This window comes from Pseudomonas sp. JQ36 (genome assembly GCF_053851495.1).
Map to the genome: position 1 here is coordinate 4,303,223 of NZ_CM132642.1, position 16,029 is coordinate 4,319,251.

Annotated in this window: 12 protein-coding genes; 9 read left to right on the forward strand and 3 right to left on the reverse strand. The window is 61.6% G+C overall.

Annotation, left to right across the window (positions count from 1 at the left end; all coding sequences use genetic code 11):
- The first annotated feature begins 31 nt into the window (after nt 1-31).
- The 8 genes from betB (at nt 32) to yccS (ending at nt 13,465) form a co-directional block, all read left to right on the forward strand.
- Complete coding sequence (gene betB, locus ACS4NR_RS19410) at nt 32-1,504, forward strand: betaine-aldehyde dehydrogenase (RefSeq protein WP_027610639.1); 1,473 nt, start codon at nt 32-34, stop codon at nt 1,502-1,504.
- 209 nt (nt 1,505-1,713) lie between these two features.
- A complete protein-coding gene (betA, locus tag ACS4NR_RS19415) occupies nt 1,714-3,417 on the forward strand; it encodes a choline dehydrogenase (protein ID WP_095137484.1) in 1,704 nt (567 codons plus the stop codon).
- A gap of 285 nt (nt 3,418-3,702) precedes the next feature.
- Complete coding sequence (locus tag ACS4NR_RS19420) at nt 3,703-5,145, forward strand: TldD/PmbA family protein (protein ID WP_456018104.1); 1,443 nt, start codon at nt 3,703-3,705, stop codon at nt 5,143-5,145.
- Nucleotides 5,145-6,482, forward strand: coding sequence for a TldD/PmbA family protein (locus ACS4NR_RS19425; RefSeq protein ID WP_095137486.1), 1,338 nt, complete (start codon nt 5,145-5,147; stop codon nt 6,480-6,482). The genes ACS4NR_RS19420 and ACS4NR_RS19425 overlap by 1 nt, the downstream gene beginning before the upstream one ends.
- Before the next feature lie 99 nt (nt 6,483-6,581).
- The gene (mdtD, locus tag ACS4NR_RS19430) at nt 6,582-8,096 is read left to right on the forward strand and encodes a multidrug transporter subunit MdtD (protein ID WP_456018105.1); all 1,515 of its coding nucleotides are present in this window, start codon (nt 6,582-6,584) and stop codon (nt 8,094-8,096) included.
- A 231-nt stretch (nt 8,097-8,327) separates the two neighbouring features.
- Nucleotides 8,328-9,713, forward strand: coding sequence for an ATP-dependent RNA helicase DbpA (gene dbpA, locus ACS4NR_RS19435; RefSeq protein ID WP_007962660.1), 1,386 nt, complete (start codon nt 8,328-8,330; stop codon nt 9,711-9,713).
- A gap of 153 nt (nt 9,714-9,866) precedes the next feature.
- A complete protein-coding gene (locus tag ACS4NR_RS19440) occupies nt 9,867-11,045 on the forward strand; it encodes an NAD(P)/FAD-dependent oxidoreductase (RefSeq protein WP_456018107.1) in 1,179 nt (392 codons plus the stop codon).
- A 227-nt stretch (nt 11,046-11,272) separates the two neighbouring features.
- Nucleotides 11,273-13,465 (forward strand): YccS family putative transporter, encoded by a 2,193-nt coding sequence (gene yccS / locus ACS4NR_RS19445; protein ID WP_456018109.1) that lies wholly within the window; start codon nt 11,273-11,275, stop codon nt 13,463-13,465.
- A 112-nt stretch (nt 13,466-13,577) separates the two neighbouring features.
- Here the strand turns inward: yccS and ACS4NR_RS19450 are convergent, their stop codons facing one another.
- Nucleotides 13,578-14,315: a substrate-binding periplasmic protein gene (locus ACS4NR_RS19450; RefSeq protein WP_095137490.1), complete on the reverse strand. Its 738-nt coding sequence runs from the start codon at nt 14,313-14,315 to the stop codon at nt 13,578-13,580.
- A gap of 256 nt (nt 14,316-14,571) precedes the next feature.
- On the opposite strand from ACS4NR_RS19450, the gene ACS4NR_RS19455 reads away from it, so the two are divergent.
- Nucleotides 14,572-15,024 (forward strand): GNAT family N-acetyltransferase, encoded by a 453-nt coding sequence (locus ACS4NR_RS19455; RefSeq protein WP_456018110.1) that lies wholly within the window; start codon nt 14,572-14,574, stop codon nt 15,022-15,024.
- Nucleotides 15,025-15,140: 116 nt separating this feature from the next.
- Here ACS4NR_RS19455 and ACS4NR_RS19460 read toward each other — a convergent pair whose 3' ends face one another.
- Nucleotides 15,141-15,437, reverse strand: a complete 297-nt coding sequence (locus tag ACS4NR_RS19460) for a winged helix-turn-helix domain-containing protein (protein WP_003229005.1) — start codon at nt 15,435-15,437, stop codon at nt 15,141-15,143.
- Nucleotides 15,438-15,537: 100 nt separating this feature from the next.
- Entirely contained in the window at nt 15,538-16,029 is a 492-nt protein-coding gene (locus ACS4NR_RS19465; RefSeq protein ID WP_095137492.1) for a M48 metallopeptidase family protein, read from the reverse strand.

The window sequence follows — 16,029 nt, forward strand, 5'->3', positions numbered from 1 at the left end:
GCCAACCAACCAATGCACTTGCGAGGACACTATGGCCCGTTTCGAACTGCAAAAACTCTACATCGATGGCGCGTACTCCGACGCTGGCAGCGATGCCACTTTCGAAGCCATCAACCCGGCGAACGGTGAAGTCCTCGCCCAAGTGCAACGCGCGACCAAGGAAGACGTCGAGCGTGCCGTGGTCAGCGCTGAAAAGGGCCAGAAAATCTGGGCCGCGATGACCGCCATGGAGCGTTCGCGCATCCTGCGTCGCGCCGTCGACATCCTGCGCGAGCGCAACGATGAGCTGGCTGCTCTGGAAACCCTGGACACCGGTAAAGCCTTCTCCGAAACCAAATACGTCGACATCGTCACCGGCGCCGACGTGCTGGAATACTACGCAGGCCTGGTACCGGCGATCGAAGGCGAGCAGATTCCGCTGCGCGACACTTCCTTCGTCTACACCCGTCGCGAGCCACTGGGCGTGGTTGCCGGTATCGGCGCGTGGAACTACCCGATCCAGATCGCGCTGTGGAAATCCGCACCGGCTCTGGCCGCCGGTAACGCAATGATCTTCAAGCCAAGCGAAGTCACCTCGCTGACCACCCTGAAACTGGCCGAGATCTACACCGAAGCCGGCCTGCCAAACGGCGTTTTCAACGTACTGACCGGCAGCGGCCGTGAAGTCGGTACCTGGCTGACCGAGCACCCGCGCATCGAAAAAGTCTCCTTCACCGGCGGCACCGACACCGGCAAGAAAGTCATGGCCAGCGCTTCGGCTTCCTCGCTGAAAGACGTGACTATGGAACTGGGCGGCAAGTCGCCGCTGATCATCTGCGACGACGCCGACCTCGATCGCGCCGCCGACACCGCGATGATGGCCAACTTCTACAGCTCCGGTCAGGTCTGCACCAACGGTACTCGCGTATTCGTGCCGAGCCACCTGAAAGCCGCTTTCGAAGCCAAGATCGTCGAGCGCGTAGCGCGCATCCGCATCGGCAACCCGGAAGACGAAAACACCAACTTCGGCCCGCTGGTCAGCTTCGCCCACATGGAAAGCGTGCTGGGTTACATCGCCAAGGGTAAAGAAGAAGGCGCCCGCGTGCTGTGCGGCGGCGAGCGTCTGACCGACGGCGAATTCGCCAAAGGTGCATTTGTCGCGCCGACCGTGTTCACCGACTGCACCGACGAGATGACCATCGTCCGTGAAGAAATCTTTGGCCCGGTGATGGCGATCCTGTCCTACGAGACCGAAGAGGAAGTAATCCGCCGCGCCAACGACACCGACTTCGGCCTGGCCGCCGGTATCGTTACCAAAGACCTGAACCGCGCACACCGCGTGATTCATCAACTGGAAGCCGGTATCTGCTGGATCAACGCCTGGGGCGAGTCCGACGCGAAGATGCCGGTTGGCGGTTACAAGCAGTCGGGCGTGGGTCGTGAAAACGGCATCAGCTCGCTGACCAACTACACACGCATCAAATCGGTACAGGTCGAGCTGGGCGATTACGTCTCGGTGTTCTGATCTGACGCAACTCTGAAGTTGGGGCACTTGTGGCGAGGGAGCTTGCTCCCGCTGGGCTGCGCAGCGGCCCCAACTGCAGACACCGCGCTCATCCAGACAGAGCTCGGTCGCAGGTTCTGCGACTGCTTCGCAGTCGAGCGGGAGCAAGCTCCCTCGCCACAGAAAGTGGCCACTCGGCAGCCTGACCACATCTAAAGAGGGTGCATTCAATGTCCCAAGAATTCGATTACATCATCATCGGTGCCGGCTCGGCCGGTAACACCCTGGCGACCCGTCTGACTGAAGACGAAGGCGTCACCGTGCTGCTGCTCGAAGCAGGCGGCCCGGACTACCGTTTTGACTTCCGCACACAAATGCCGGCCGCGCTGGCATTCCCGCTGCAAGGTCGTCGCTACAACTGGGCGTATGAAACCGATCCGGAGCCACACATGGACGGTCGCCGGATGGAGTGCGGTCGCGGCAAGGGCCTCGGCGGCTCCTCGCTGATCAACGGCATGTGCTACATCCGTGGCAATGCGATGGACTACGACGGCTGGGCGAAGCTGCCAGGTCTGGAAGACTGGTCGTACCTCGACTGCCTGCCGTACTTCCGTAAAGCGGAAACCCGCGACATCGGCCCGAACGACTACCACGGTGGCGACGGCCCGGTCAGCGTGACCACGCCGAAGGCGGGCAACAACCCGCTGTTCCACGCCATGGTTGAAGCCGGCGTGCAGGCCGGTTACCCGCGTACCGAAGACTTGAACGGCTACCAGCAGGAAGGCTTCGGCCCGATGGATCGCACCGTGACGCCGAACGGCCGTCGTGCTTCCACCGCCCGTGGCTACCTCGACGTCGCGAAAAAGCGTTCGACCCTGACCATCGTCACCCACGCCCTGACCGACAAGATTCTGTTCGAAGGCAAGCGTGCGGTCGGCGTGCGTTACCTGGTCGGTTCGGCGGAAGAGCGCGTTGAAGCCAAGGCACGCAAAGAAGTCCTGCTGTGCTCCGGCGCCATCGCTTCGCCGCAGATTCTGCAGCGCTCCGGTGTCGGCCCGGCAAAACTGCTGGAAAGCCTCGACATCCCGGTCGTCCACGACCTGCCGGGCGTCGGTGAAAACCTGCAGGATCACCTTGAGCTGTACCTGCAATACGCTTGCACCCAACCGGTCTCGCTGTACCCGTCGCTGCTCTGGTACAACCAGCCAGCCATCGGTGCCGAGTGGCTGTTCAATGGCACCGGCATCGGCGCCAGCAACCAGTTCGAAGCCGGCGGTTTCATCCGTTCGCGTCCAGAATTCGAGTGGCCGAACATCCAGTACCACTTCCTGCCAGTAGCGATTAACTACAACGGCAGTAACGGTGTGAAAGAGCACGGCTTCCAGGCGCACATGGGTTCCATGCGCTCGCCGAGCCGTGGCCGCATCCAGCTCAAATCCAAGGATCCGCGCCAGCACCCGAGCATCCTGTTCAACTACATGGCCACCGAGCAGGACTGGCAGGAATTCCGTGACGGCATCCGCCTGACCCGCGAAATCATGCAACAGCCTGCACTGGACGCCTTCCGTGGCCGCGAAATCAGCCCGGGCATCGAAGTGCAAACCGATGAGCAGCTGGACAAGTTCATTCGTGAGCACGCCGAAACCGCGTTCCACCCGTCCTGCTCGTGCAAGATGGGCACCGACGAGATGGCCGTAGTGGATGGCGAAGGTCGCGTGCACGGCATGCAGAGCCTGCGTGTGGTCGATGCTTCGATCATGCCGATCATCACCACCGGTAACCTGAACGCGCCGACGATCATGATCGCCGAGAAAATCGCCGACAAGATCCGTGGCCGCAAGCCACTGCCGCGCAGCAATGCTGCCTACTACGTGGCTGGCGGTGCGCCGGTGAAGGGCAAGCCGATGCGTGATATCACCCCGGCTGCTCAGTAAGACGTAATACCGCGTCACGGCTAATCGCGAGCAGGCTCACTCCTACAAGGATCTCCAGCGACCACACATTATGTGGACACTGGAGATTAACTGTAGGAGTGAGCCTGCTCGCGATGAGGCCCTGCAATTCAATACCCCTCCCCCCTGCTGCACAGTAAATCCTCCTACACCCCCTCTTCACTTGATCCTACCCCCACGCAGGCCTACTCTAGACCTCGCGCAATCGTTTCACCCCTCCCCGCCGAATCGCTTCACCCCGCAACTCCATAACAAGGAGGTTCCCGAATGTTCGATTTTCACCCCCAGCTCAAGCAGCGCTTCGCTGCCTTGCGCACGGGCGCCGAGTTTTTTTCCCTGCGGTATGTGCGCGAGTCCGGCCAGTACCTGTCGGTGCGCAAGAACGTCGCCGAACCGCCGAGCCTGAGCCGTGACGAAGGCGCGATGCTTACTGTGCGGGTCAACGGCGTTGAAGCCTATGCGGCGACCAACGACCTGTCGCAGCAAGGCCTGCAAGCCGCCCTCGAACGCGCCGAACAGCAGGCCCGGCGACTCAAGCCGCACGCCTTGCTCGATCTGCGCGATCAGCCAGTGTCGAGCGATCGCGCTGATTACTTGTCGCCCAACCTCGAACAACCCTTCCCGTCCCTGAGCGAATGCTTCGAACTGCTCGGCGCGGAGTCCGCCTCGGTGCCAAAGGATGAGCGCCTGGTGAATTGGCAGGCGAGCATCGGCATCACCTACGTCGAGCAGATCTACCTGAGCAGCGCCGGTGCCGAATTACGCCAGGCCCAACGCTTCGTTTATCCAAGTCTCGACGTCACTGCCTACGACGGCAACGACAGCCAGACCCGCTCCCTCGGCCGCGAAAACTTCGGCCAGCAGGGCGGCGCCGACGTGATCAGCCGTTGCGGCCTGGTCGGCGCCGGCCCGAAGGTGGCCGATCAGGCCCTGCAACTGCTGCTCGCGCCGAACACCCCGCAAGGGCCGCGCGATCTGTTGCTGATGCCTGACCAGATGATGCTGCAGATCCACGAATCCATCGGGCACCCGCTGGAGCTGGACCGGATTCTCGGTGACGAGCGCAACTACGCCGGCACCAGCTTCGTCAAAACCAGCGACTTCGGCAGCCTGCAATACGGTTCGAAGCTGCTCAACGTGACCTTCGATCCGGACGTTCCCGAAGAGCTGGCCAGTTACGGCCACGATGACGACGGCAGCAAGGCCAGCAAACAATTCCTGATTCGCGAAGGCTTGTTGTTGCGGCCACTCGGCGGGGCGCTGTCACAGTTCCGTGCCGGTCTCGACGGGGTTGCCAACAGCCGCGCCTGCGGCTGGAACCGGCCGCCGATCGACCGCATGGCCAACCTCAACATCGAGCCGGGCGATCAGTCGCTGACGCAACTGATCAGCGGCATCGAGCACGGCATTCTGATGAGCACCAACCGTTCGTGGTCGATTGACGATGCGCGCAACAAATTCCAGTTCGGTTGCGAGTGGGGTCAGTTGATCGAGAACGGTGAACTTAAAGGTGTGGTGAAAAATCCGAACTACCGGGGCATTTCCGCGCACTTCTGGAAGAGTCTGCGCGCGGTTGGCAATGCCGGCACCCGTAAGGTGCTGGGCACGCCAAACTGCGGCAAGGGCGAGCCAAACCAGGTGATCCGCGTCGGCCACGCTTCGCCGGCCTGCGTATTCAGCAACGTTGATGTGTTTGGGGGAGACGCCTGATGAGCATTTCGAAGAGTCAGTCCGACGCCTTCAAGGTCATGGTCAATTGGCTGCGCGACAGTGTGCGCGAGCCGGAACAATTCACCCTCAGCTACGCCGCCGAATCCTCGGCGTTCGTGCGCTTCAATCACGCCAAGGTGCGTCAGGCCGGCCAGGTGCAGCAAGCCGACGTCGGGCTGAAGCTGATCAACGACGGGCGCCATGCCGACCTGCATATCACCCTGTCCGGTGATCAGGAAGCCGACCTGCAACGCCTCGCCGAAGGCCTGCAACAACTGCGCGAAACCCTGCCGCTGCTGCCACAGGATCCGTACCTGCTGCTCAACCACAACGGCTGGCAGAGCAACAACGTGCAGGAACATCCGCTGCCGGACACCGAACAGGTGGTCGAGGAAATCTGCAGCGCTGCTGAAGGTCTGGATCTGGTCGGTTTCTATGCTGCCGGCCCTATCAGCCGTGGGTTCGCCAGTTCATCGGGGGCGTTTGGCTGGCATCAGGCCAACAGCTTCAACTTCGACTTCAGCCTGTTCCACGACAACGGCGAAGCAGTGAAAGCCAGCTACGCCGGGCACGAATGGAGCAGCGAAGGCTTCGCCCGCCGCTTCCAGCAGGCGCGCGAGCAACTGGCGTTCCTCGGTCGACCGTTGCGCACTCTGCCACCGGGGCAATACCGCGCGTACCTGGCGCCGGCCGCGCTGGAGGAAATCATGGGCATGCTCAGTTGGGGCGGTTTCTCGGCGCAATCGATTGCCAGCAAGAGCAGTCCGTTGCAGAAGCTGTATGTCGGCGATCAGACGTTCAGTCCGCTGGTCTCACTGGATGAGCAAGTCAGCGGTTCGTTGAGCCCGGCGTTCTCCGGCGAGGGTTATCCGCGCAGCGATCTGCGGCTGATCGTCGAAGGCAAGGCTGGCGATCAACTGGTCGGTTCGCGCAGTGCCGCCGAATACGGCCTGACCGCCAACGGCGCCGGCGGCGGTGAAATGCCAAGTGCACTGAACATGGCGGCCGGTGATCTGTCACAGGCAGAGATCCTCAAGCAGTTGGGCACCGGGCTGTACATTAGCAATCTGTGGTACCTGAACTACTCGGATCAACCGGCGGCGCGTCTGACCGGCATGACCCGCTTCGCAACTTTCTGGGTCGAGAACGGCGAGATTCAGGCGCCGGTCAGCACCATGCGCTTCGACGACAGCGCCTACAGCCTGCTGGGTTCGCAGCTGGAAGCGTTGACCGCCGAGCGCGAGTTGCTGCTGTCGGCGAGCACGTATAGCCAGCGCAATACCTCGTCGGCGTTGTTGCCGGGGGCGCTGGTGAGCCGACTGACCTTGACCCTGTAACACCAGGATCTCCAAAACACTGGAGATCTACTGTGGGAGCGGCGGTGCGACGATTCGACTTGCTCGCGAAAGCGGTGTGTCAGCCACAATAAATATTGAATGACACAATGCATTCGCGAGCAAACCCGCTCCCACCAAAAGCCTGTGCATCAACGCCCAACCACAAGAGGTTCCATGCCCACTCGCCCGCCTCTCGACGCCATCACCGCCCGCTGGTTGCCGTGGGTCGTCGCCATTGCGTTCTTCATGCAGTCCCTCGACGGGACCATCCTCAACACCGCCCTGCCGGCCATGGCCCGGGATCTGGCCGAAGACCCGTTGCGCATGCAAGGCGTGGTCATCGCCTACATGCTCACCGTGGCCTTGCTGATTCCGGCTTCGGGCTGGATCGCCGATCGCTTCGGCACCAAGAAGATTTTCTTCGGCGCGATCCTGCTGTTCAGTTTCGGCTCGCTGCTCTGCGCGTTATCCAGCAGCCTGAGCATGCTGGTCGGCGCGCGGGTGATCCAGGGCCTGGGCGGTGCGTTGATGCTGCCGGTCGGACGGCTGGTGGTGCTGCGCGCCTATCCGCGTTCGGAGCTAGTGCGGATCATGGGTTTCATCACCATTCCCGGCCTGCTCGGCCCGCTGATCGGCCCGACCATGGGCGGCTGGATGGTGCAATACCTGACGTGGCACTGGATCTTTTTGATCAACCTGCCGGTCGGTGTTCTCGGCTGCTACGCGGTGTGGAAATTCATCCCCGACCTGCGCGGTACTGAACGCACGCGCTTCGATAGCCTCGGTTTCCTGCTGTTTGGCGCGGCGATGATCCTGATCACCATCGCCATGGAAGGTCTGGGCGAATTGCACTTGCCGCACCTGCGGGTGATGTTGCTGCTGTTCGGCGGTCTCGCCTGTCTGGCGGCGTACTGGCTGCGTGCCGGGCGTATCGAGAATCCGCTGTTCGCCCCGTCGTTGTTCAAGACGCGAACCTTCGCGGTCGGAATTATCGGCAACCTGTTCGCCCGCCTGGGCAGCGGCGCCCTGCCGTTTCTGGTGCCGTTGCTGCTGCAGGTGGCGCTGGGTTACTCGCCGTCGCAAGCCGGGATGAGCATGCTGCCGCTGGCCGCTGCGGCGATGTTTGCCAAGTGGATGGCGCGGCCGCTGATCGAACGCCTTGGCTATCGCATCGTGCTCACCGGCAACACCCTGGCACTGGGGATCATGCTGGCGAGCATGGGCCTGGTCAGCGAGCAGACGCCATACTGGCTGCTGCTGTGCCTGCTGGCGGTTCTCGGCGCGATCAACTCGCTGCAATTCACCGCGATGAATACCGTAACCCTGATCGACCTCGACGACGCCAGCGCCAGCAGCGGCAACAGTTTGCTGTCGGTGGTGGCGCAATTGTCGCTGAGTCTGGGCGTGGCCTGTGCCGGTGCGTTGCTTGGTGGCTTCACGGCGGAGATCGGCAACGATGGCGTCGAGACCGTACTGGGCGCGTTCCAGCTGACGTTTGTCACGGTGGGGATCATGGCGATGCTGGCGGCGACGATCTTCTCGCAACTGTCGAAAGAGGACGGCCGCCGGGTCAAACGCCCGGATGAACATCCGGATGAGCACATTGAACACTGAACAAACAGTGAATGCTTTTGTGGCGAGGGAGCTTGCTCCCGCTGGACTGCGCAGCAGTCCCCCGCTTTATGAGCTGAAGAGCGGGGCCGCTTCGCGCCCCAGCGGGAGCAAGCTCCCTCGCCACAGTTGAATCCCTTCTCATGGGTTTCAGGCACTGTTCGTCCAGAACTTTCGAGGAAAGTGGCACGGGGCTGCTACACTGCGCGACATTTTGTTTTGCAGGCCAGTCCCGTGACCACCATCGCCACCGCTTTTAATACTCTGCCGCTGTCCGCCGCCATGCTGGCTAACCTCGAATCCCTCGGTTATGCCCAGATGACGCCGATCCAGGCGCAGAGCTTGCCGGTGATCCTCAAGGGGATGGACCTGATCGCCCAGGCCAAGACCGGCAGCGGCAAGACCGCCGCGTTCGGCATCGGCCTGCTCAACCCGATCAACCCGCGTTACTTCGGTTGCCAGGCGCTGGTGATCTGCCCGACCCGTGAGCTGGCCGACCAGGTCGCCAAGGAAGTCCGCCGTCTGGCCCGTGCCGAAGACAACATCAAGGTCCTGACCCTGTGCGGCGGCGTGTCGTTCGGCCCGCAGATCGCTTCGCTGGAACACGGCGCGCACATCATCGTCGGCACCCCGGGGCGTATCCAGCAACACCTGCGCAAGGGTTCGCTGGTGCTCGACGGCCTGAACACGCTGATCCTCGACGAAGCCGACCGCATGCTCGACATGGGCTTTTACGACGCCATCGAAGACATCATCGAAAAGACCCCGGCACGCCGTCAGACCCTGCTGTTCTCCGCCACGTATCCGGTGGGCATCAAGCAACTGGCGTCGAAATTCATGCGCGATCCGCAAACGGTGAAAGCCGAGGCGTTCCACGACGACACGCAGATCGAGCAGCGTTTCTACGAGATTTCTCCGGAAGAGCGCATGAGCGCCGTGACCAAAGTCCTGCACCACTTCCGCCCGGCCTCCTGCGTGGCGTTCTGCTTCACCAAACAGCAAGTGCAGGAAACCGTTGACCACCTGACCTCCAAAGGCATTTCCGCCGTCGGCCTGCACGGCGATCTGGAACAGCGTGATCGCGATCAAGTGCTGGCGATGTTCGCCAACCGCAGTACTTCGGTTCTGGTCGCCACCGACGTCGCCGCCCGTGGTCTGGACATCGATGCGCTGGACATGGTGATCAACGTCGAGCTGGCCCGCGATTCGGAAATCCACATCCACCGCGTTGGCCGTACCGGTCGTGCTGGCGAGAAAGGCATCGCGGTCAGCCTCGTTGCGCCGTCCGAAGCGCATCGCGCGCAAGCCATCGAACAGCTGCAGAAAGCTCCGCTGAACTGGGATCAGGTGGACAACCTCAAGTCCCAGGGCGGCGCCCCGCTGCAGCCACCGATGAGCACGCTGTGCATCGCTGGCGGGCGCAAGGACAAGGTCCGTCCGGGCGACATCCTCGGCGCACTGACTGGCGACGCCGGCATCCCCGGCGCGCAGGTGGGCAAGATCGCGATCTTCGACTTCCAGTCGTATGTCGCCGTTGAACGCACCGTGGTCATGCAGGCGCTGCAGCGCTTGAACAACGGCAAGATCAAGGGCCGTTCGCTGCGCGTGCGGGTTTTGTAAGCGATCTTCCAAGCAAAGAAGATCCCCTGTGGGAGCGGGCTTGCTCGCGAATGCGGTGTATCAGGCGACTTATGTGTCAACTGACATACCGCTTTCGCGAGCAAGCCCGCTCCCACAGTTTGTTTTGTAGCGACCTACCAAGAGGACACCGTTTTGCGCTCTACCGAAGTCGTGATCATTGGCGCTGGCGCCGCAGGGTTGATGTGTGCACTGACCGCCGCCGGGCGTGGGCGTCAGGTGTTGCTGCTCGATCATGCGAACAAGGCCGGCAAGAAAATCCTGATGTCCGGCGGCGGCCGCTGCAATTTCACCAACATGTACACCGAGCCGGGCAATTTCCTCTCGGGTAACCCGCATTTCTGCAAATCGGCACTGGCGCGCTACACCCAGTGGGATTTCATCGGCATGGTCGCCAAGCACGGCGTGCCGTACCACGAGAAGAAACTCGGTCAGCTGTTCTGCGATAACAAATCCAGCGACATCCTCGGCATGCTGCTCGACGAGTGCGATCAGGTCGGCGTCGAACTGCACCTCGACACCTCGATCCAGACCATCGAGAAGGTCGAAAGCGGCTACCTGCTCGACACCACCCTCGGCCAGCTGCAGTGCCAGTCGCTGGTGATCGCCACCGGCGGGCTGTCGATCCCGACGCTGGGCGCCACCGGTTTCGGTTATCAGGTGGCCAAACAGTTCGGCCATGAACTGCTGCCGACCCGCGCCGGACTGGTGCCGTTCACCATCACCGATCAGCTCAAGGAATTGTGCACCGAGCTGTCCGGTACTTCGGTGGATTGCCTGGTCAGCTGCAATGACCAGAGCTTTCGCGAGAACATCCTGTTCACTCACCGCGGCCTCAGCGGCCCGGCGATTCTGCAGATCTCGTCGTTCTGGGAGCCGGGCGACACCGTGGAGATCAACCTGCTGCCGGATTACGACACCGCCGCGTGGCTGCAACAGCAAGTGGCCGAGCGCCCGAACAGTGAACTGAAAACCCTGCTCGGCGAGATCTTCACCAAGAAGATGGCCAACCTGCTGGCGGACAACTGGTTCGTGTCCAAACCGATGAAGCAGTACACCCACGCCGAACTGGCGCAGATCGCCGAAAAACTCGGCAACTGGAAAGTCGTCCCGGCCGGCACCGAAGGCTATCGCACCGCCGAGGTCACGCTGGGTGGCGTCGATACCCGCGAGGTGTCGTCCAAGACCATGGAATCGCTGAAAAGCCCGGGGCTTTATTTCGTTGGCGAAGTGCTCGACGTCACCGGGCATCTGGGCGGTTTCAACTTCCAGTGGGCATGGGCTTCGGGGTACGCGGCCGCGCAGTACGTCTGATCCAACACAAATCAAAAACTGTGGGAGCGGGCTTGCTCGCGAATGCGCTGGATCAGTCGACATACATGTTGAATGACACACCGCTTTCGGGAGCAAGCCCCCTCCCACAGTTGTTATGCGTGATGCAGTAAGGAACACTTTTTGCTGTCAGATGTGATCGGCGCCATTGCGTCGGCGTCATTACTGGCTCAATTTAGCGGCATCGCCTCGGAAGGCCTTCGCACTTCATGTCCTCGACCTCGTTTCGTCAGTCTTTGCGGCGCCTGTGGGCGCTGGATAAATTCAGCTACAGCGTGCGGGTGTTCATCGCCCTGACCGGCAGCATGGCGCTGTGTTGGTATCAGGATGAAATGGGCCTGCTGATCCCGTTGTTCCTGGGGATTATCGCCAGCGCCCTGGCCGAGACCGACGACAGTTGGCAGGGTCGCCTCAACGCACTGGCAGTAACACTGGTGTGTTTCAGTATCGCCGCGCTGTCGGTGGAACTGCTCTTCCCCTACCCCATCGTGTTCGCCATTGCCCTGGCCTTGGCCAGTTTCGGCCTGACCATGCTCGGCGCGCTCGGCGAGCGTTATGGCGCGATTGCCTCGGCGACCTTGATTCTGTCGGTCTACACCATGATCGGCGTGGATCAGCGCGGCGGTGCGGTCACCGATTTCTGGCACGAACCGATGCTGCTGGTGGCGGGGGCCGCGTGGTATGGCCTGCTGTCGGTGCTGTGGCAAGCGATGTTTTCCAACCAGCCGGTGCAGCAGAGTCTGGCGCGGCTGTTCCGTGAACTGGGTTTCTACCTGAAGCTCAAAGCCTCGCTGTTCGAGCCGATCCGCCAACTGGATGTCGAAGGACGGCGCCTGGAACTGGCGCAGCAGAATGGCCGCGTGGTCGCAGCGCTGAACAGTGCCAAGGAAATCATTCTGCACCGGGTCGGCAACGGGCGCCCGGGCTCGAAAGTCAGTCGTTATCTGAAGCTGTATTTCCTCGCTCAGGACATCCACGAGCGCGCCAGCTCCTCGCACTATCCGTATAACGCGCTGGCCGATGCGTTCTTCCACAGCGACGTGCTGTTCCGCTGCCAGCGTTTGTTGCGCCAGCAGGGCAAGGCCTGCCGCGCGCTGGCCGAATCGATCCAGATGCGCCAGCCGTTCGTCTACGACGCCAGTTTTGCCGAAGCCCTGACCGACCTCGATGCCTCCCTTGAACACCTGCGCATCCAGAGCAACCCGGCGTGGCGCGGCTTGCTCCGTTCGCTGCGCGCACTGGCAGCCAACCTCGGCACCCTCGACCGTTTGCTCAGCGATGCCAGCAACCCCGACGCCTTGGCGGACGCCACCGACAGCAGCCTGCTCGACCGCTCGCCGCGCAACCTCAAGGACGTATGGATTCGCCTGCGCACGCAGCTGACACCGACCTCGTTGCTGTTCCGTCATGCCCTGCGTCTGCCGCTGGCGCTGAGTATCGGCTATGGCATGGTGCACCTGATTCACCCGTCGCAGGGTTACTGGATCATCCTCACCACCCTGTTCGTCTGCCAGCCGAACTACGGCGCGACCCGGCGCAAACTCGGGCAGCGGATTCTCGGCACCGCCATCGGCCTGACAGTGGCGTGGGCGCTGTTCGATCTGTTCCCCAGCCCGCTGGTGCAGTCGTGCTTCGCGATCGCCGCCGGGGTGGTGTTCTTTACCAACCGCACCACACGCTACACCCTGGCGACCGCCGCCATCACGATCATGGTGCTGTTCTGCTTCAACCAGATCGGCGATGGCTACGGGCTGTTCCTGCCGCGCCTGTTCGATACCCTGCTCGGCAGCCTGATCGCCGGCCTGACGGTGTTCCTGTTCCTGCCGGACTGGCAGGGCCGACGCCTGAACAAAGTGCTGGCCAACACCCTGACCTGCAACAGCATCTACCTGCGCCAGATCATGCAGCAATATGCCGCCGGCAAGAGCGACGACCTCGCCTATCGCCTGGCCCGACGCAACGCGCACAACGCCGATGCGGCGCTGTCGACAACGCTGGCGAACATGCTGATGGAGCCGGGGCATTTCCGTAAGGAAGCGGACGTCGGTTTCCGTTTTCTGGTGCTGTCGCACACCTTGTTGAGTTACCTGTCAGGGCTTGGCGCACACAGGGAAACCCAATTGCCAGCCGATGTGCGTGAGCATTTGATTGAAGGTGCCGGGGTGAAGCTGGCGATGAGTATCGACGAAATCGCCCAGGGCCTGGCGAACAAGCAGCCGGTGGCGATTCAGAGTGACGAAGAGGAAGCGCTGGCCAATGAGCTGGAGCAGATGCCGGACGAGATCGATGAAGGACAGCGACTGGTGCAGACGCAACTGGCGCTGATCTGCCGGCAGTTGGGGCCGTTGCGGACGTTGGCGGCGCACCTGATCAAGGACACCAGTGAGGTCAGCGGCGGCTGATCAGACGCCATCGCGAGCAGGCTCACTCCTACAAGGGAACGCATTTCAAACTGTAGGAGTGAGCCTGCTCGCGATAGGGCCATCAGCCACTTAACAAATTCCGGATCAGCTTCTACATCCCATGCTGCCTCAGCAACTTGTCATAACTCCCATCCGCTTTCATCGCCGCAATCGCCTTATCGAACCCGGCCACAATCTGCTCATGCTGCGGATTCTTCAGACTCACCAGAATATGCAGGCTGTTCTCGCTCAACGGCTTGGGCAGAAACTCCACCGAGTTGCGCACTTTCGGTGACTCGCGCGCCAGGTAATAGCGCGCGACGTATTCATCCTCCAGGGTCAGCTTGACCCGGTCCGCCGCCAGCATGCGCACGGCCATGGCGAAGTTATGCACAGGGACTTTCTCCAGTGCGGTATCGGCATCGAAGGCCTGCGAGTAGGCATAACCGCGCACCACCGCCACCGGGTAGGTGTGCAGTTGTTCCAGGCTGCCGTACTCCAGCGGCGTGTCCTTGCGCTTGAGAAAGCGGATGCGGTTGAGCAGGTATTCGCCAGAGAACTGGCCGATTTTTTTCCGCTCGTCGTTGTACCAGGCGTTGACCAGTACGTCGTAACGCCCTTCGCCAACGCCCAGCAGCGCCCGCGCCCAAGGTACCTGTTCATACTCGCTGGCATAACCGGCCCGCGCCAGCGCGGTGCTGACGATGTCGGTGGCCAGGCCACCGTTGACCAGCGTGTCGTCGGTAAAGGGCGGCCAGATATCAAACACCAGTCGCAACTTCTGCGCTGAGGCGGTTTGGGCCAGCAAGAGCAATCCGATCAACGCAAAGGCTCGATGCAGTCGCGGCATGCTTGAAAATCCTTAGCGGGCGGGCTGCCCGGCGTGTTTTCAGTCAAAACCCCAAGGCCCCATACCGGCGAAACCCAGGCCCTAACAGTAGCTCATTGAAGCCAGTGCACAGCGCTTTCCAGCAGATTACACAAAGCCGAGACGGTCGCGAGAAAGGAATGATGGCATTTTGACCTTTGTCACAGACTCTTCCGCCATACAGACATCCAGCGCCTGTGCCCTTAGTATCGGGCGACGGAGTTCAAGGAGTCGGAAGATGACAATCGAGTGGATCTGCAAGCATCACCGCGATCTGGGCAAAGAGCAGTTGTACGCGCTGCTGAAACTGCGCTCGGACGTATTTGTGGTCGAACAGAAATGCGCCTACCCGGACCTCGATGGCCAGGATCTGAATGGCGATACCCATCACTTGATGGGCTGGGAAGACGATCAGTTGATCGCTTATCTGCGCCTGCTCGACCCCCAGTCCCAGGGCGGTGACGTGGTGATCGGCCGCGTGATCATTGCGCCGCAGGGCCGTGGTAAAGGGCTGGGGCATGTGATGATGGAACACGCGCTGAAACAGGCCGGGAAGCACTGGCCGCAGGTACCGATCTATCTGTCGGCGCAGGCGCATTTGCAGGGGTACTACGGCAGGTACGGGTTTGTGGTGGCGGGTGAGGAGTATCTGGAGGATGACATTCCGCACATAGGCATGCGTCGTCTTTGAGGGCCCCTTCGCGAGCAAGCCCGCTCCCACATTTTGATCGCATTCCATCTGAAGGAACTCGGTCTACTGTGGGAGCGGGCTTGCTCGCGAAGGCGTCAGCTCAGCCACTGCAAAACTCAGGGATACTCCAGCACAGCCTTGATCTGCCGCAGATTACGCTCGATCCACCCGCGATCAATCGCCCCCCACTCGCGAATCCGATAGCGCCCGGCATGATTGCGCGCGCCCTCTTCCTGCTCGAATTCACAGACGATATCCAGATCCGCCAGCGCGGCGATCGTGTCCTGCGCCGTGCGCCGGGGCATGCCGGTCACTTCGGTCAGCGCCGGGACGCTTGGCGCCAGGCCACTGTCGATCAGGTAGGCCACGTACAGGCGCCGGTAAAAGCTGCTTTTGGTCTTGCTTACGTCCATCTAAACACTCCCAACGTTAAAAGATCGCAGCCTGCGGCAGCTCCTACAAGAGATCGCAGCCCAACTGTAGGAGCTGCCGCAGGCTGCGATCTTTTGATCTTCATTGCATATCGCGCCACGTCAGGTACACCCGCAGATCGAACTCGACCTGGTGATACCCCGGCAGCATGTGTTCACACAATTTATAGAAGGCCTTGTTGTGATCCGACTCCTTGAAGTGCGCCAGTTCATGCACGACGATCATTTTCAGGAACTCGGGCGCCGCCTCCTTGAACAGCGAGGCGATGCGAATCTCTTTCTTGGCCTTGAGCTTGCCGCCCTGCACCCTTGACACCGTGGTATGCAGGCCCAGCGCGCGGTGCGTCAGGTCGAGGCGGTTGTCGAACAGCACCTTGTCGATGGCCGGTGCGTTGCGCAGGTATTCCTGCTTCAGGTCCAGCGCGTAGCTGTACAGCGCCTTGTCGCTCTGCACATCGTGACGCCCTGGATAGCGCTGGCTCAGGTAGTCACCCAGACGCTGTTCGGCGATCAGTTGGCGCACCTGATCCTGCAATTGCGCGGGATAGGCCTGGAGGTATTTCAACGCAGTCAT